The following is a 15,487-nucleotide window of genomic DNA, read 5'->3' on the forward strand; positions in this document are numbered from 1 at the left end:
GTCAGCTCAGAGGGGCTCCTCGGACTCGTAGCAGGGGGTGGCCACGTTGACCCGCAGGGTGTCCGTGCCCTCGGGGGCGATCGAGATCATGACGCGGTCCGGGGTGGTGGCGTTCAGGGCGGTCGAGCCGTCGGTCGGGGCCGGGGCGACCGTGTACTGCTCGGCCGTGTAGTGCTGGCGCAGCTTCTCCAGGGCGGCCGGCTGCTGGTCGGCCGGGACCGGTAGGTCGCCGTAGGTGATGGCGGTGAACGTGTGGGTGCCGTCGCACGAGCCCAGCGTGCTCGTCGGGGTGCCGGCGGCCGGGACGCCCAGGGTGGTGGCGGCCTCGGTGCGGTACTTGTCGGCCAGGCCCTGGGCGTCGGCGTGCCGCATGGCCTTCACCGGGCCGGTGGCGGGGCCGGCCGGGGCGGAGGTGCCGGTGTCGTCGTTCGAGCAGCCGGCCACGATGCTCGCGGCCAGCAACAGACTCAGGATGCGCCTCACTGCACACTCCCAGAAAGCGAACGGAATCAGTTCAGGTCGTAGACGGTCGTCGAAATGTCGCGTGCGCACAGGTTGGTGATGATCAGCGGCTCGATCTGGGGCCAGCGGCCGCCGGCCAGGCCGGCGCCGATCCGGGGCAGGTGCACGGAGGCGCCGAGGGTGGCGGCATGACCGGCCAGGGCGTCCAGGCACCGGTTGAGGGCGTCGTAGCGGATGGGCGGGCCGTTGGAGCCGGTGCGCATCCCGTGCTGGCCGATCATGTTGGCGACCCAGATGTCGGGGCGGACCTGGATCACCCGCACCGCGCCCAGCCCGAAGTCGTTCCCGGCGCGGCCGCGGTGCCAGGCGCGGTAGTCGCGCTCCGGCTCCGGCCAGCGGCGGGACACCGCCAGCACGAAGCCCTTGCCCCAGCCGCCGAGGTCGTTGCAGACGTGCGCGATCACCTTCGGACCGGCGGCCTGAGGGCTGGTCGCGTCGCCCTGGACGTAGCGCAGCGGGAGCACGGCAGCAACCTACGTCAGACGACTCGGCGCGGCAGTACGAGGGCGAACGGGCGCGGGAAGCCCAGCGGCTCCACGTGCCGGTTGCGCAGATCGTCGACCGGGATGGTGGTCACCGCGCCGCGGGCCGGGTTGAAGCACCGGAGCTGCCCGTCGTCGTGGCCGACGATCAGGATCCAGTGGCGGGGGATCGTCTCGCCGATCAGCAGCGCGACCGGCCAGTCGGACTCGACGGCGGCGATGGCGGCGGGCAGGTCGGACGGGCGGAAATAGCGCCAGCCGTATCGGACCCCGAGGGCGGCGGCGTGCCGGGAGATGACGGCGGCCACGCCCCAGGGAGTGGTGCCGAGCTTGCGCGGCCAGAGGAAGTTGGCCGCCTTGTGGATGCGGTGCTGCTCCGCCGCGGGGTCGGTGATGGTCTCGCCGTAGCCGGGGTCGAGGGCGGCGGACGCCACGAGCGCGACGGTGGGGCCGCAGGTGAAACCGTCGGTCTGGCGCACGAAGGCGTAATCGGGCACGCAACGACGATAAACAGACCTCAGCCGCGGCGCAGGAGTCGTCCCACGGCGGCCATCATCTCGCTGGTCATCTCCTCGGCCCGGCCCTCCTGCGCACCGTTGTGCATGCAGTGGCGGGCGTGGTCGTCGAGCAGGCCGAGGGCCACCTTGTCCAGGGCGGCCTGGATCGCGCTGATCTGGGTGAGCACGTCGATGCAGTAGCGGTCCTCATCGACCATCTTCTCCACGCCGCGGACCTGGCCCTCGATGCGGCGCAGGCGGCCCTGGAGCTGATCCTTGGTGGCGGTGTACCCACGCGGCGTCGGCGCAGTCATGTGGCCAAGCATACCCGCGGCCGGCGAAACCCCCTGGGGGTATGAAACCGGGTCACAACCCTCAACCCGTGACCGGCTGCTGCCGATAACCCTCCCGTGGGGGAGTGGCTGACCAGACGCCTCTGGCTCGTCTGGTTGTTCGGAGCGAGCCTGGTGGCGGTGCTGTTCGCGCTGCTGCCGGCCGGCTCCGCCGTGGCCGACGGCGTCCACGTGACGGGCTCCGTCGTCTCCGCCGCGGCGCTGGTGTACGGCATCCGGCGCAACCGTCCCCAGGCCCGCGCGGTCTGGCACTGCTTCGCCCTCAGCGCCGTCACCTGGACCGTCGGTGACATCGCCTTCACCATCTACGCGCGGGGCGCCGGCACCGTCCCGTACCCTTCCGTGGCCGACGCCTGCTTCCTCGCCGCCTATCCGGCGCTCGCGGCCGGCATCTGGCTCGTCCTGCGCCGGCAGGGCCACGACCGGGCCGGCTGGATCGACGCCGGCATCGTCGCGATCGGCGCCGGCCTGCTGCTCTGGACGTTCGCCATGCGCCCGATCGTGCACACCCTGGACCTCACGGCCGGGCAGCGGGCCGTATCGCTGGCCTACCCGATCTGCGATGTGGTGCTGATCGCGTCGCTCGCGCGGATGCTGGCCGGGCGGCTCTCCCGCACGCCCGGCTTCTGGCTGCTGGCCGCGAGCCTGGTGCTGATGTTCGGGGCCGACGTGGTGTACACGGCGCTGTCGAGCTTCTCGACGGTGCCCAACGGGTTCGTGCGCACCGGGTGGCTGATGTCCGGTTCCGCGCTCGCCGCGGCCGCGCTCCACCCGTCCATGCGCGCACTGACCGAGACGACCGCCTGCACCGAGTCGTTGCTGTCACGCAAACGGCTGGCCGTACTCGCGGTCAGCTCCCTGGTCGCGCCCGCGCTGCTCGTCGGGCAGGGCCTGGCCGGCGTCGCGCACCTGGACTGGCTCGCCATCGGCGCCGTCGCCGCCGCCCTGTTCCTGCTGGTAGTGGTGCGGATGGCGGGGCTGGTGGGGCAGGTGCAGACCCAGGCCGACCAGCTCAGCGACCTCGCCATGCGCGACGACCTCACCGGCCTGCCCAACCGGCGGTTCCTGGAGGAGCTGATCCGCGGCGAGCTCGGCACCGACCGGCCGCTGCAGGTCGCGTTCATCGACCTCGACGACTTCAAGGGGATCAACGACGGGCTCGGGCACGCCGTCGGCGACCAGCTGCTGGCCGCGGTCGGCAAGCGGCTCACCGGGGCCCTGCGCCCGGGCGACGTGGTGGCCCGGCTGGGCGGCGACGAGTTCGCCGTCCTCATGCCGGACACGCGGCCGGCCGCGGCCGACGCCGTGGTCGGGGAGCTGGCCGCGACCCTGGCCCAGCCGGTCTTCGCCGGCGAGCACCACCTGCTCGTGCAGGCCGGGATCGGCGTCGCCGACGCCGACGGCACCCGGGACCCGTTCGAGCTGCTGCGCCGGGCCGACGTCGCGATGTACGCGGCGAAGGAGTCCAAGTCCCGCCAGGAGCGCTTCCGCCCCGAGCTGGACCAGCGGGCGGCCGAGCACGCCCGGCTCGGTGCGCAGCTGCGGGAGGCGATCGACCAGGGTCAGTTCCAGCTGGTGTACCAGCCGATCGTGGCCCTGCCGCGGGGCGAGATCGCGGGCGTGGAGGCCCTGATCCGCTGGCACCACCCGGAGCTCGGGTTCATGAGCCCGGCCGACTTCATCCCGGTCGCCGAGCGCAACGGGCAGATCGTCGAGCTGGGGGCGTGGATCCTGCTCGAGGCGTGCTCCCAGGCCGCGACCTGGATCGCCACCCTCGGCCGGGCGGCACCGGGCAAGGTGAGCGTCAACGTCTCGGCGCGGCAGCTCGCGGAGCCGGACTTCGCCGAGGTCGTGGCCGCGGTACTGGCTGCGACCGGTCTCCCCGCGGATCGACTGGCGATCGAGGTCACCGAGACCGCGGTGTTCGGGGGCGGGCGGGCGATCGAGGCGCTCGAGGGAGTACACCGGCTGGGGGTGCGCATTGCTCTTGACGACTTCGGCACCGGGCACTCGTCGCTCGGGCTCCTGCAGACGTGCCCGGTCGACATCCTCAAGGTCGACAAGTCGTTCGTCGACAACGTCACGATGGCCGGCCGGCACTCCGTCATCGCGACCGCGTTGATCAACGTGAGCGACGGGCTCAACCTGGAGGCGATCGCGGAGGGCGTGGAGACCGCGGAGCAGGCGGCCGAGCTGTACCGGCTGGGGTACCGGTACGCGCAGGGCTACCACTTCGGCCGCCCGACCCCTAGTCCCCAGTTCGCGTTGGAGTCGGCCGCGGCGTGAACGCCGGCCGGACCACACACGTGCGGCAGCGGGCCTCGTAGGTGTACGTCCCGTCGTCGGGCAGCGCCGTCGACGGCGGCAGCTCCCGGATCATCGGCTCGCCGTGCTCCAGCACCTGCGTGTAGACGGCCGAGAACGACCGGCAGCGGTCACACACCGCCCGCCGGTAGGTGACCGCGGCCGGCCCCAGCTCCAGCAGCGCCCGCACCGGCGCGAACAGCTCGCCGCGGTGATCGAGGTCGATGCCGGCGGCCACCACCCGGGTGCCCCTGATCAGCAGCTGCCGCACGACGTCCATGTCGGCGAGGGTGAACATGTGCACCTCGTCGATGCCGACGATGTCGAGCTCCTCGTCCAGCGCCGCCGCGAGGGACGTCGCCTTCACGGTCGCGAGGGCGGCACCGCTGCGCGAGACCACACCGGCGTCGCGCACGTGCCGGGCGCTCTGAAACACGCGGTGCCGCGCGTCCGTGTATTGCAGCGGTGAGAGCAGGCTCACAAGCTCCAGCGACTTACCGCTCTTCATCGGCCCGAGGACGAGGGTCAGATCCACCGCGCCACTCTAGGCGCACCCGGCGCGGTTGCGACATTTGCTCATAACGGGCAAGGTTGACGTATGCGTGGGGCGCGGCGATTGGCGATGGCTGTCTGCGCCCTCGTCCTCGCTCTGCCGTCCACAGTGGACCATGCCGCCGGCCGTCCGGCGGTGGCTTCGGTGGCCGTCGTTGAGCAGTCCACAGTGGACGATCCGGCCCCGGTCGCCGAGCCGGTGGCGGTTTTCGTCGACCGGATCTTGGTTGATCAGCCGCGGCTCGCCGGTCGGCCGGTCGGTGCAGTAGTAGGACGAGCCCCTCCTGGGTACCCGGTATGAGACGAACCCCTCCCTGACCGGTCTCGTTCCCCCCGAGGTGCCCAAGTCATGCAAAACTTCGCAAACGGTATGCAGCAGGCCCTGACCATCTGGCTCGCCCTGCTGGCCGCCGCCATCATCGCGTTCTTCGTGATGTCCCACATCAACCGCCGCGCGACCGGCGGCCCGTCCTGGTGGAGCCGCATCCGCAAGGCGATCCACAACCCGGACCGGAAGCGCGAGAAGCTCGCCAAGGCCGAGCGAAGTGCCAAAGAGATTCAGGAGCTGCAGCGGTACTGCACTGAACTCGGCGTGGCCGCCGAGCGCGCGACCTCGATGGCCGACCGCCGGCGCAACGAGTGGGAAGCCGCGCAGCGGACGCAGGAGGCCGCCTGGCGCGCCTTCGAGGAGGCCGAGCAGGACGTGCACCGCCTCCGCCGCGCCAACGCCTTCCCGCTGACCGAGGACGACCCGGAAAGCCGCCGCCGCCACCTGGTCCGCATGGTCAACGCCGCCCACGACCGCGGCGACATCTCCGCCTCCCACCTGGCCGACGCCCTGATGCACCGCAACGGCTGGGACCCGCAGGCCCACCCCTTCGCCCAGCAGATGATGCTCCGCAAGGTCATCGCGGACCGCAAGTTCCGCGCCTACCAGGAAGCCTCCGAGATCGAACGCCACGCCGCGAAGGCCGCCGACCTGGCCGCCGCGTCGAAGCGAAGCCTGGACGACGAGAAGTTCAACGCCGAACTCAAGCTCCGCAAGGCCACCGCCGTGACGCCGGAGAAGACCGCCTCCGCCCTGCAGGCCGCAACCGCCCGCTAGGACCGACTCGACTTGGCTCCACTCGCCGCGTGCGTACGTGCGGCGTGCGGGCGTGCGTGTTGTCCCGATAAGTCGGGCGCTCCGCACCACGACCCGCTAGGACCAGTTCGACCCGCTTGGACCGGCTCGGCTCGGCTCGCCGCGTGCGCGCGGGCGTGCTGTCCCGATAAGTCGGGCGCTCCGCGCCACGACTTATCGGATTTATCCGGCGACGGGCGACAAATCCGTTTCGGGTGCTCTGAGCGGAATTGGCCATGGCGAAGTGGTCAGGCGGTATGCCGCGGATTGTCAGCACCACGGGCTGACCGGACCAGACGAACAGCTCGCGACGCCCGACGCAGATCAACGCCGGCGCAGATCAACGCCCGGCTGCGCCGCGACCACCCCGGCCGAAGCGAGCTGCGCGTGTCCCACGAGACAGATCTACCAGGCGTTCTACGTCCAGGGCCGGACACACGCCAGTCCCGGTTCATCGGCGCCGGCTCGTGCAGCTCGAGGATCTGCGGCCGCTCCGCCGTCGACGGCGATGATGCCGCGGGAATGCCGTCGGCGTCGGTGACAACGGAGCATTTTCGGCCGCCTGTGCCTCGGTCGACCGGGGACCGGCCCGCGTGCGCTCACCGGACACGGCGTTGGTGATGCATCCGTCCGCGGCCCGGCCGGCGGTGTGCTCGCGAAGCTGGAAAACAGTCGAGGCCGGAGCACCCCCGGCAGGTGGCGCCCCGACCTCGACCGCATCACGGTTGCCGCTAGCTGACCACCCCAGCACCCAGGCAACTGCTCATGAGCAACGTTTGGCGTGACCGTGCGCCGGTGGACCATCCAGGGAGGCTTCCGGTTTTCCGGCGCCGGTCACAAGGAGAACTATCCGCCGCCGACCTGAGGGCCGCCCCAAACGGCGCTGTGAAGTTCCTGAGTGCGGCTCCGCGGGCCTCAGGCCACCCGGAGGCTCTCGCCCAGGACCCGCACGACGTCGCCCTTGTGCAGCTGCCGGCCGCGCCGGGTGTCCACCTCGCCGTTGACGGTGACTTCGCCGTCGAGGATCAGCTCCTTGCTCTCCCCGCCCGATTCCATGATGTCGGCCAGCTTCAGGAACTGCCCGAGCCGGATCATGTCGCCGCGGATCTCGATGTCTCTCACATCACGGAGCGTATGTTGTGCAGATCTCGTGACGGCGGCCGCCGGGGGGCGGCGGCTGGCCCTACGCTGCGGGCATGACGAAGGTGCGCATCTGGCTGGTGGTCTTCCTGGTGGGGCTGGTGGCCAGTGGGGTCACCGCGTTCCCGCTCGAGCACGAGGTGCGCTGGCTGCACCACCTGCTCGACGGTTCCCCCGCGCCGCAGGTGCTGGTCGACTGGATCGCACGGGTGGACCGGGGCATCACCGAGACCAATGACCAGTACCCCTTCATCATGTATGGCACCGACTGGCTCGCCTTCGCGCATCTCGTGATCGCGGCCGCGTTCTGGGGGCCGTTGCGCGATCCGGTGCGCAACATCTGGGTGATCGAGTGGGGCATGGTCGCCTGCGTCGGGGTCGTGCCGCTCGCGCTGTTCGCCGGGCCCGTGCGCGGCATCCCGCTCTGGTGGTCGGTGATCGACATCTCGTTCGGGGTCTTCGGGATCATCCCCTTGCTGATCGTGCGCCGGATGATCAAGCGGCTTCCGCAGGTCAGGGGCGACAACCAAGATGCTCCCGAAAAACCGTTGCAGGTGATCCACGGAGCTGGCTAGGTTGGTTGTACACGGGAAAGGAGGTGGTCCAAAGTTGTGTAGCAATGGGACTCGTGAGGTGGCTGTCCGCTAGTCGCCGTCCTCTGGACTCGCACTTCGTGTGTCCGCCCGGATGGCGGTCAGGCGAATACGAGACAGCAACCCAGCCCCCGAGGCTTTCCGGTGTAGTCCGACCGGCCCACGCGCCTAGCGCGGGAACCTCGGGGGCTGTTCCATTTATCCTGTGATCGTGATCGAAGCGAAGCGGTTACGTGAGCACGTCGAGGCACTCACCGCGCACGGCCCGCGGTTCGAGGACCTGCCCGGCGTGCCGGCCACCCTGCGTTACGCCACTGACCAGCTCAGTGCGATGGGGCTGAAGGTGCGCGTCGAGCGCTACGGGCGGGAGCTGCACGAGGTCAACCTCGTGGCCGAGATCGAGGGCGGGACCTCCGACGACGCGGTCGAGCTCTGCGCGCACTGGGACTCCGTCGAGAACAGTCCCGGCGCCGACGACAACGCGAGCGGCGTGGCCGGGGTGCTGGAGGCCGCGCGGGCCCTGCGCGACGCCGACCTGCCGGCCCGCACGATCCGGTTCTGCCTGTTCGGCGGGGAAGAGTCGCACTTCGACGGGAGCGCGGCGCACCAGGCGTTCATCACCGAGAAGACCGAGTCGATCGTGTTCGAGATGATCGGCTTCACCGGAGCGGCTCAGCGGCTGCCCGAGGAGCTCGCGGGCTTCCTGGAGGCGCCTGAGCGGGGCGACTTCATCGCGCTGGTCGCCGACGACAACTCCCAAGGGCTTCTGGCGCGGTTCGCGCGGCAGCTGGAAGTACCAACGCTGCCGCTTGTGCTTCCGGAGTTCGCCAAGGAAGTGGCGATGCGCAGTGACCACGTGCCGTATTGGGAGGCGGGCCGCCGCTCGCTGCTGGTGACGGACACGGCCGAGTATCGCAATCCGCACTATCACCACGAGTCCGACACCGCGGACACGCTCGACTACGACTTCGCGGCGGCCGTCGTCAAGGCCGCGGTCCGGACGATCACCGCGATCGCCCAGTGACGGCGTCGACCGGCTCGATCCGGCTGCTGATCGCCGACGACCAGGCCCTCGTGCGAGGTGCGCTCGCGGCCCTGCTCGACCTGGAGGCCGATCTCACCGTCGTCGCCGAGGTCGGGCGCGGGGACGAGGTCGTCGCGGCCGCCCGCGAGCACCGGCCCGACGTGGCCCTGCTCGACGTGGAGATGCCCGGCCTGGACGGGATCGCGGCCGCGGCGGCGCTGCGCAAGGCGCTGCCGTCCTGCAAGGTGCTCATGGTCACGACGTTCGGGCGGCCGGGGTACCTGCGCCGGGCGATGGCCGCGGGCGCCTCCGGGTTCGTGGTGAAGGACACGCCCGCGAAGCAGCTCGCCGACGCCGTGCGCCGCATCGCCCAGGGCCTGCGCGTGGTCGATCCGACCCTTGCCGCGGAGACCCTGGCCAGCGGCGACAGCCCCCTGACGCCCCGCGAGGCGGACGTGCTGCGGGCGGCCCGGGAGGGCGGCACCGTCGCCGACGTGGCCGGCCAGCTCGGACTGTCGGAGGGCACCGTGCGCAACCACCTGTCGGCCGCGATCGGCAAGACCGGCGCCCGCACCCGTGCCGAGGCCGTCCGCCTGGCCGACGAGAACGGCTGGCTGTGAGCGCTCCCACCGCCAGCAGCGCTTTCATGCGGGTGGATGGGCCCACCGAAGGGCTGAATGATTCCGTCTGGGGACGTAGAGTCGCGGCATGACCGCACCTCTCGCCAGCGGCCGCGACGCGGATGTATATGCGCTCGACGAGCGGCGAGTGCTCCGGCGTTACCGCCGCGGCGGGGATGTGACCGGAGAAGCGGCGATCATGCGGTACGTGTCGGACCACGGGTTCCCGGTGCCGCGCATTTATGAGGCCCACGGTGCCGACCTGGTCATGGAGCGCCTCGACGGCCCGACGATGATGGGCGCGCTGCGTGACGGCACCCTCGACCTGCACGCCGGGGCGACCGTGCTGGCCGACCTGCTGGAGCGGCTGCACAAGGTTCGGGTCCGCGCGGCCACCGACCCCGGCACCCGGATCCTGCACCTGGACCTGCACCCCGAAAACGTGATCATGACCGAGGGCGGCCCGGTGGTCATCGACTGGCGCAACAGCTGCGAGGGCCCGCCGGAGCTCGACGTGGCGATGACCGCGCTGATCATCGCCACCGTCGCCGTCCTGCCCGGCCACCAGTTCAACAACCACGCCGAGCCGTTCCTCGACACGCTGATGAGCTGCACCCGGGACAACCCGCTGTCGCAGCTGGAGGCGGCCGTGAAGCGCCGCTCCGCCGACCCCAACGTCACCGCCGACGAGAAGGCTCACCTGCACGAGGGCAAGCTGCTCGTCACCACGGCCGCCCGCGCGCGCTTCTGATCACCCGGCCGGGGCGGCGTCCGGGGCCGGTCGCGGCGCCACGCTTTCCCTCATGGAAGAACTCATCGTCCGTCAGGTGGACATCGGCGTCGCCGAGATGGACATCGCCGTCGACGATCAGCTCACCACCACCCGCGTCGTCGTGGAGCGCGCGACGGCGACCGACCGTCACGGGCGAAAAGATCGAGAGCTCATCCTGGTGTACGGCCTGGACGGCACCCGAGCCCGTGCCGCCGCACTCCACCGGGCCGCCGACTCTTGTTGAATGCTCAACTAAAGCGGTACTCTGGAAACATGAACGAGCTTCCCCTTCTCGAGCAGCACCTCGCCGCGACGGTTCCGGCGAGCCGTGAGCAGCGCGCGTGGACGCCCGAGGACGGGGCGCTGCCCAGCCTGTACATCAGCCACGGCGCCCCGCCGCTGCTGGAGGACGCGGCGTGGATGCGCCAGCTCTCCGACTGGGCGCTGGACCTGCCCAAGCCCAAGGCCATCCTCATCGTGAGCGCGCACTGGGAGTCGGCGCCGCTCGCGGTGTCGGCCACGCCCGCGAAGACCCCGCTGGTGTACGACTTCGGCGGGTTCAAGCCTGTCTTCTACACACTCAAGTACGAGACGCCCGACGCCATGGACCTGGCCCAGCGGGTCGCGGCCGTCATGCCCGACACGGAGCCCCTGCACGAGCACCGCAGCCGTGGCCTCGACCACGGCGCCTGGGTGCCGTTGATGGTCATGTACCCGCTCGCCGACGTCCCCGTGCTCCAGCTCAGCCTGCCCACCCACGACCCCGACCGGCTCCTCGAGCTCGGCCGCCGGCTGCGCCCCCTGCGCCAGGAGGGCGTCCTCGTGATCGGGTCCGGGTTCATGACCCATGGGCTGCCGTTCCTCAAGCGGGAACATTGGGGCGGGGGCGGTACCACTCCCGGCTGGTCTTCCGACTTCGACGCCTGGGCCGCCGACGCGCTCGCGAAGGGCGACGTCGACACCCTCAGCCGGTTCGCCAGCCAGGCCCCGGGCATGCCGTTCGCGCACCCGACGGTCGAGCACTACACGCCGCTGTTCGTCACCCTCGGCGCCGCCGATCAGCCGGACGCTCCGGTGCGGTCGGTCATCGAGGGGTACTTCATGGGGCTGTCAAAGCGCTCGCTGCAGACGGCCTAGCACTTTGCGCCGCGTGTCCGCCGACATCGTGTCGACCGCGACCTCGAGCCGGGGCAGCAGCTCCGACTCGAGGGTCAGCGCCCGGAACGCGAGCCCGGCCGTGACGTCGTGCGCCGGGGAGTACACGATCCGGATGTCGTCGCCGGCCCGCACCCGCCCCGGCGTGATCACCCGCAGGTAGGCCCCCGGCAGCGCGCGCTGCGTGAACGTCTTGATCCACCCCCGCTCACCCAGCCACCCCGCGAAGGTCCGGCACGGGATGCGCGGCGCTGTGACCTCCAGCACGGTCTCGTCGCCGACCAGCCACCGCTCGCCGATGCGGGCGCCGGTGACGTCGAGGCCGGCCGTCGTCAGATTCTCGCCGAACACGCCGTTGGCCAGGTCACGGCCCAGCTCCGCGCCCCACTTGTCGAGGTCTTCGCGGGCGTAGGCGTATACCGCCTGATCCGGACCCCCGTGGTGGCGCGTGTCCGCGACCCGGTCACCCGCCACACCCGTGGGCTCGGTCCCGCGCGGCCCCGGCACCGTGATCGCGACCGGCCCGTCGACCGGCTGCTTGTCGATGCCGGTCAGGGGCACGTCGGAGTGCGTGGTCGGCACGAGGGCGCCGACGTTCAGCGACAGCAGGTAGGCCACGACGGCCAACGTAGTGGTGAGGCGCGATGCCGAGCCATACGCCTTTCAGGCGTGAATCAGCGCGAGATCCTCGCCGGCGCGGATGCCGGGGCCGCCGACGGTACTGACCTCGCCACCGGGCCCCGCGTGCACGACCCGGGCCCCGGCGAGGTACCGCACGCTCATGTTCTCCGCGAAGTTCTTCCCGTTGGGCAGCCCGCCCGCGGCCATGATCGTGCCGATGTCGACACCCCACACCCGGTGCCCTTCGTGGCCCTCGCGGAACTGCACGGCCACGTCCCCGCTGAGGTAGGCGTCGTAGACGATCCGCACCCCGAGCTCGATCCGCAGCGCGAGCAGCAGGTCCTCGGTGGCGTTCGGGCCGGTCGCGGGCTTCTGGGCGAGCTCGACGCTCGACGACTCGATGGTGTCGGCACCCCAGGCGTGCTCATAGGTCAGCCGCTGCCCATTTGGCATTTCGATGTGGTACCCGACCTGCTCCGCCGCCACCACGCCGCCGTTCGGCGACCAGAGATGCGCCGCGGTGGCGGTGAGCCGCGCCCCGTCCCCGAGCGGCAGCTCGACCGGCTCGGACCCGACCCCGGTGATCGAAGCGCTGGCCACCCTGAACGTCGTGGCGACCGGCGTCCACCCATGGGTACCGTGCAGCAGCCCATCGATCTGCACCCGGTCCGGCCGCCGCCCGAGGCAAGCCGCGACGGCGTCGATGAGCCCGTCCTCACCCAGCCCGAAAAGCTCGACCTCGGCCTCGCCGGTCGGATGCCGATCCTCACCGTGGGCGTTGACGCTGGACGACGCATAACACTGCCCCGCAACGATCGACAGCTCAATGCCCATGACCGACTCCAGACAGATCACGCAACGTTACGTCCACGTTACATCTGGCCACGCCACCTTGACCTTGAAACCAGGACGGGTTCGATGCCCTTTCCGAGCCCTACGGCGTCAGGACCAGCTTCCCGCGCACGTTGCCCGTCCCGAGGAGCCGATGCGCGTCGGCCGCCTCGGCCAGCGGGAGCTCGCGGTGCAGGGCCACCCGCAGCAGCCCGCGGTCGGCCAGGTCGGCCAGCCAGCGCAGGTCGGCCGCGGACGGCGTGGGCGGCACGTAGCGGCCGCCGGCGGCGGTGATCGCCGGGTTCACCGTCGAGACCGCGCGCGGCGGGTCGGTGACCTCGCGGAGCACGGCCGCGGTCGTGTCCCCGCCGGCGAAGTCCACGGCCACGTCGACCGGCTCGGGCGCGATGACCGGCTCGGCGCCCAGTTCCCGCAGGAAGTCGTGGTCCTCCGGGGGAGCGGTGCCCAGGACGCGCTCCGCTCCCAGGGCGCGGGCGATCTGCACCGCGAAGTGGCCGGGGCCGCTCGCCGCGTCGTGCACGAGGACCACGTCGCCCTCCCCGGTGCCGGCCGCGCGGAGCGCTTGGAGTGCGGTCGCAGCCGCACGCGGTACCGCCGCCGCTTCGACAAAAGTGAGACCGGCGGGCTTGTGGGCGGCCGCTCGCTCGGGAACCGTGACCCGCTCCGCGTAGGCGCCGTCGGCCCACGCGTACACCTCGTCGCCCACCACGAACGCGGTGACCTCGGGGCCCCGGGCGACCACAACGCCGGCCACCTCCCGGCCGGGTACACCCTCGGGGCCCTCCAGGTCGGCCCGGTCCACGCCGGCGGCCCGGATCTCCAGCAGGAGCTGGTCCGGGGCCGGTCGCGGATCGGGCAGGTCCTGCAGGGCCAGGTGATGGTCTGCGGTGAGCGTGATCGCCTTCACGCCTCCATGTCTAGCGGCTCGCGGACCCGGGCGCAGGCGGATACGGCCAGGTCGAGGGAGGTGAGATACGGCAGCCCGGCCTGGGTGAGGCGGGGCACCACCCCGGCCGCGAGCCAGCCCGGGCCGCTCGCGCAGAACGTGGTGTCGGGGAAGCAGCCCGCGACTGTGAGCAGGCCGGCGGGGTCGGCGGTGTCCGCCGTTTGCGACCAGACAACGACGGTTGTGGGTACTGTCCGCTCGATCGCCAGGAACAAAGACTCCCACGGCAGGTCGGCGCCCAGCGCGAAGGTGCCGACCCGCAGCTCGAACAGGGCCGCGGACAGCGCCTTGAGCGCCAGGTCGTGCCGCTCGCCGGGCGCGCAGGCCAGCAGCACGTGGTTGCTGCGGATGTCGTCGTGGCGGGGCACGGTGACCAGGTCGAGCCCGCGGGCGATGCCCACGCTGAGGGTGTGCTCAGCCGCGATGTCGATCGGGCCCGGGCCGGCGACCACCCGGCGCAGGGCCGGGACGCAGGCCCCGGTCCAGGTCGCGGCGACACCGTGCCGCGCCGTCAGGGTGACGACGATGCCGGCGACGGCGCCGCAGTCCAGATCCCGGGCCGCGTCCACCAGGTCCAAGAGCCGCATACCCAGTCATTCGGCTGGATAGCGGCGCTTGGATGCAGCTTCTGTTCCCGGTCCTGCCGGTGTGGGCGGCAGGACCGGGCGGTCAGGCACTCTGCCGGCGCACCAGGGTGGTCGGCAGGACCGGCGGTTCGTCCCACGACTCGTTGCTCATCTGCGCGAGGAGCTGACGGGCCGCGGCCGCGCCGATCTCCTCGACCGGCTGCTTGATGGTGGTCAGCGGCGGCTGGGTGAACGCGGCGAGGGGCAGGTCGTCGAAGCCGACCAGGGCCACGTCCTCCGGGACCCGCCGGCCCGACTGGCGCAGTGCGTGCAGTGCCCCGACGGCCATCAGGTCGGACGCGCAGAACACGGCGTCGAGGTTGGGGCGATGATCCAGAAGCCGGGTCATCGCGTGTACTCCAGCCGGGCGGGTGAAGTCGCCGTACGCGATCGGGCCCGGGTCCAGTCCGGCGCGCTCGAGCCCCTCGCGGAACCCGGCGAGCCGGTCCACCCCGGCCGAGACGTCCGGCGGCCCGGCGATCGTGACGATCCGCCGGCGGCCCGTGCGGGCCAGGTACTCCACGGCCTGCCGGGCGCCACCCCGGTTGTCCGCGTCGACGTAGGACAGTGCGCTGCCCTGCAGCGGGCGGCCGATCAGGGTGACCGGGACGCCCAGGGCCGGGAGCGTGACGACGAGGGGGTGGCTGCTGCGGCAGTAGATCAGCATCACGCCGTCGATGTGGCCGCTGCTGAGGTAGCGCTGCAGCGATGCCGGCCGTTCACCCGCGGCCAGCAGCATGGGCATGTCCCGCTCGGCGAACGCGGCACTGGCGCCGGCCAGCACCCGGGAGTAGAACGGATCGGCGAAGAGGCGTGCGTTGGGTTCACACACCACGGCGGCGACGGAACGGGGGCGGCGGTCCACAGCGCGGGCGGCGCGCTGACGGACGTAACCGAGCTGATCAACGGCGTCGCGAACCTGCTGACGGGCGGTCGGCGAGACTCGGGCGGAGCCGTTGAGCACGCGTGAGGCAGTAGCGGAAGACACGCCGGCAAGGGCGGCGACGTGGGCGAGAGTGGGGTGTTCGGCGGTGTCACGCATGGGGGAGTGCGTGGGATCCAGCGTTTCTGGAGCGGCGGTAATCGACATCGCGACCTCCTCAGATAGCAAGTCGTCGATTTTGGGAGCGCTTCCATACCGCAGCGTCATACACGGTTTCTGCGGTGTCAACACGAGATTGCCGCAAGGTTTCGCGACCGGGGTTCTGTCTGTAAATTTCAGCGCCGCGCCGTGAGCCGGGTCTCCCTTGGGTCTGTACTGACTCCCTCCCGGTCTCTAGCCTGCTGAGGCAGGTAGATCTCTGA

19 protein-coding genes are annotated in these 15,487 nt (G+C 71.3%); 8 read left to right on the forward strand and 11 right to left on the reverse strand.

Translation table 11 applies throughout. The annotated features are described in order from the left end of the window. Positions 1–6: 6 nt before the first annotated feature. From ACIA8L_RS52165 to ACIA8L_RS52180, 4 genes are read right to left on the reverse strand one after another with little or no spacing between them, the layout of a single operon-like run. The gene (locus ACIA8L_RS52165; protein WP_395917120.1) at positions 7–483 is read right to left on the reverse strand and encodes a hypothetical protein; all 477 of its coding nucleotides are present in this window, start codon (positions 481–483) and stop codon (positions 7–9) included. Positions 484–509: 26 nt separating this feature from the next. Next, positions 510–986: a macro domain-containing protein gene (locus tag ACIA8L_RS52170; protein ID WP_395917121.1), complete on the reverse strand. Its 477-nt coding sequence runs from the start codon at positions 984–986 to the stop codon at positions 510–512. A gap of 14 nt (positions 987–1,000) precedes the next feature. After that, complete coding sequence (locus tag ACIA8L_RS52175; RefSeq protein WP_395917123.1) at positions 1,001–1,501, reverse strand: hypothetical protein; 501 nt, start codon at positions 1,499–1,501, stop codon at positions 1,001–1,003. Positions 1,502–1,521: 20 nt separating this feature from the next. After that, positions 1,522–1,815 (reverse strand): metal-sensitive transcriptional regulator, encoded by a 294-nt coding sequence (locus ACIA8L_RS52180; RefSeq protein WP_395917125.1) that lies wholly within the window; start codon positions 1,813–1,815, stop codon positions 1,522–1,524. A 96-nt stretch (positions 1,816–1,911) separates the two neighbouring features. Here ACIA8L_RS52180 and ACIA8L_RS52185 point away from each other — a divergent pair, with 96 nt between their 5' ends. Continuing rightward, positions 1,912–4,140: a putative bifunctional diguanylate cyclase/phosphodiesterase gene (locus ACIA8L_RS52185; RefSeq protein WP_395917127.1), complete on the forward strand. Its 2,229-nt coding sequence runs from the start codon at positions 1,912–1,914 to the stop codon at positions 4,138–4,140. On the opposite strand, the gene ACIA8L_RS52190 is transcribed toward ACIA8L_RS52185, so the two are convergent. After that, positions 4,103–4,693, reverse strand: coding sequence for a thymidine kinase (locus ACIA8L_RS52190; protein WP_395917129.1), 591 nt, complete (start codon positions 4,691–4,693; stop codon positions 4,103–4,105). The two genes, ACIA8L_RS52185 and ACIA8L_RS52190, sit on opposite strands and share 38 nt — an antisense overlap. Positions 4,694–5,059: 366 nt before the next feature. Here ACIA8L_RS52190 and ACIA8L_RS52195 point away from each other — a divergent pair, with 366 nt between their 5' ends. Next, positions 5,060–5,815 (forward strand): hypothetical protein, encoded by a 756-nt coding sequence (locus ACIA8L_RS52195; RefSeq protein WP_395917131.1) that lies wholly within the window; start codon positions 5,060–5,062, stop codon positions 5,813–5,815. A 933-nt stretch (positions 5,816–6,748) separates the two neighbouring features. Here ACIA8L_RS52195 and ACIA8L_RS52200 read toward each other — a convergent pair. Continuing rightward, complete coding sequence (locus tag ACIA8L_RS52200; RefSeq protein WP_395917133.1) at positions 6,749–6,955, reverse strand: RNA-binding S4 domain-containing protein; 207 nt, start codon at positions 6,953–6,955, stop codon at positions 6,749–6,751. Between the two features lie 74 nt (positions 6,956–7,029). Between ACIA8L_RS52200 and ACIA8L_RS52205 the strand changes: the two genes are divergently transcribed. The 6 genes from ACIA8L_RS52205 (at position 7,030) to ACIA8L_RS52230 (ending at position 11,119) form a co-directional block, all read left to right on the forward strand. Continuing rightward, positions 7,030–7,548: a hypothetical protein gene (locus tag ACIA8L_RS52205; protein ID WP_395917134.1), complete on the forward strand. Its 519-nt coding sequence runs from the start codon at positions 7,030–7,032 to the stop codon at positions 7,546–7,548. 229 nt (positions 7,549–7,777) lie between these two features. Then, positions 7,778–8,590: a M20/M25/M40 family metallo-hydrolase gene (locus ACIA8L_RS52210; RefSeq protein ID WP_395917136.1), complete on the forward strand. Its 813-nt coding sequence runs from the start codon at positions 7,778–7,780 to the stop codon at positions 8,588–8,590. Next, on the forward strand, positions 8,587–9,210 hold the full coding sequence (locus ACIA8L_RS52215) for a response regulator (RefSeq protein WP_395917138.1): 624 nt from the start codon (positions 8,587–8,589) through the stop codon (positions 9,208–9,210). The genes ACIA8L_RS52210 and ACIA8L_RS52215 overlap by 4 nt, the downstream gene beginning before the upstream one ends. A gap of 88 nt (positions 9,211–9,298) precedes the next feature. After that, the gene (locus ACIA8L_RS52220) at positions 9,299–9,961 is read left to right on the forward strand and encodes a phosphotransferase (protein WP_395917140.1); all 663 of its coding nucleotides are present in this window, start codon (positions 9,299–9,301) and stop codon (positions 9,959–9,961) included. Between the two features lie 52 nt (positions 9,962–10,013). Beyond that, complete coding sequence (locus ACIA8L_RS52225; RefSeq protein ID WP_395917141.1) at positions 10,014–10,226, forward strand: hypothetical protein; 213 nt, start codon at positions 10,014–10,016, stop codon at positions 10,224–10,226. Between the two features lie 29 nt (positions 10,227–10,255). Continuing rightward, complete coding sequence (locus tag ACIA8L_RS52230) at positions 10,256–11,119, forward strand: dioxygenase (protein ID WP_395917142.1); 864 nt, start codon at positions 10,256–10,258, stop codon at positions 11,117–11,119. Here ACIA8L_RS52230 and ACIA8L_RS52235 read toward each other — a convergent pair. From ACIA8L_RS52235 to ACIA8L_RS52255, 5 genes are all read right to left on the reverse strand, one after another. Beyond that, positions 11,093–11,755: an MOSC domain-containing protein gene (locus ACIA8L_RS52235; RefSeq protein WP_395917144.1), complete on the reverse strand. Its 663-nt coding sequence runs from the start codon at positions 11,753–11,755 to the stop codon at positions 11,093–11,095. The two genes, ACIA8L_RS52230 and ACIA8L_RS52235, sit on opposite strands and share 27 nt — an antisense overlap. Before the next feature lie 45 nt (positions 11,756–11,800). Then, positions 11,801–12,592 carry a hypothetical protein gene (locus ACIA8L_RS52240; protein ID WP_395917146.1) on the reverse strand — a complete coding sequence of 264 codons (792 nt, stop codon included), beginning with the start codon at positions 12,590–12,592 and terminating at the stop codon, positions 11,801–11,803. 100 nt (positions 12,593–12,692) lie between these two features. Continuing rightward, positions 12,693–13,517, reverse strand: a complete 825-nt coding sequence (locus tag ACIA8L_RS52245) for an NADP-dependent oxidoreductase (RefSeq protein ID WP_395917147.1) — start codon at positions 13,515–13,517, stop codon at positions 12,693–12,695. Next, the gene (locus ACIA8L_RS52250; protein ID WP_395917149.1) at positions 13,514–14,143 is read right to left on the reverse strand and encodes a transcriptional regulator; all 630 of its coding nucleotides are present in this window, start codon (positions 14,141–14,143) and stop codon (positions 13,514–13,516) included. The genes ACIA8L_RS52245 and ACIA8L_RS52250 overlap by 4 nt, the downstream gene beginning before the upstream one ends. An 82-nt stretch (positions 14,144–14,225) precedes the next feature. Beyond that, positions 14,226–15,224: a LacI family DNA-binding transcriptional regulator gene (locus tag ACIA8L_RS52255; protein WP_395917151.1), complete on the reverse strand. Its 999-nt coding sequence runs from the start codon at positions 15,222–15,224 to the stop codon at positions 14,226–14,228. Positions 15,225–15,487 lie beyond the last annotated feature (263 nt).

Source organism: Dactylosporangium sp. NPDC051541 (assembly GCF_044454505.1).
In the GTDB taxonomy this organism is placed as follows: Bacteria; Actinomycetota; Actinomycetes; order Mycobacteriales; family Micromonosporaceae; genus Dactylosporangium.

Bases quoted from the DNA above. Each gene is read 5' to 3' on its own strand.
- ACIA8L_RS52180 (WP_395917125.1), bottom strand. From the start codon at position 1,815: ATGACTGCGCCGACGCCGCGTGGGTACACCGCCACCAAGGATCAGCTC.
- ACIA8L_RS52195 (WP_395917131.1), top strand. From the start codon at position 5,060: ATGCAAAACTTCGCAAACGGTATGCAGCAGGCCCTGACCATCTGGCTC.
- ACIA8L_RS52205 (WP_395917134.1), top strand. From the start codon at position 7,030: ATGACGAAGGTGCGCATCTGGCTGGTGGTCTTCCTGGTGGGGCTGGTG.
- ACIA8L_RS52220 (WP_395917140.1), top strand. From the start codon at position 9,299: ATGACCGCACCTCTCGCCAGCGGCCGCGACGCGGATGTATATGCGCTC.
- ACIA8L_RS52225 (WP_395917141.1), top strand. From the start codon at position 10,014: ATGGAAGAACTCATCGTCCGTCAGGTGGACATCGGCGTCGCCGAGATG.
- ACIA8L_RS52230 (WP_395917142.1), top strand. From the start codon at position 10,256: ATGAACGAGCTTCCCCTTCTCGAGCAGCACCTCGCCGCGACGGTTCCG.
- ACIA8L_RS52240 (WP_395917146.1), bottom strand. From the start codon at position 12,592: ATGGGCATTGAGCTGTCGATCGTTGCGGGGCAGTGTTATGCGTCGTCC.
- ACIA8L_RS52250 (WP_395917149.1), bottom strand. From the start codon at position 14,143: ATGCGGCTCTTGGACCTGGTGGACGCGGCCCGGGATCTGGACTGCGGC.
- ACIA8L_RS52255 (WP_395917151.1), bottom strand. From the start codon at position 15,224: ATGCGTGACACCGCCGAACACCCCACTCTCGCCCACGTCGCCGCCCTT.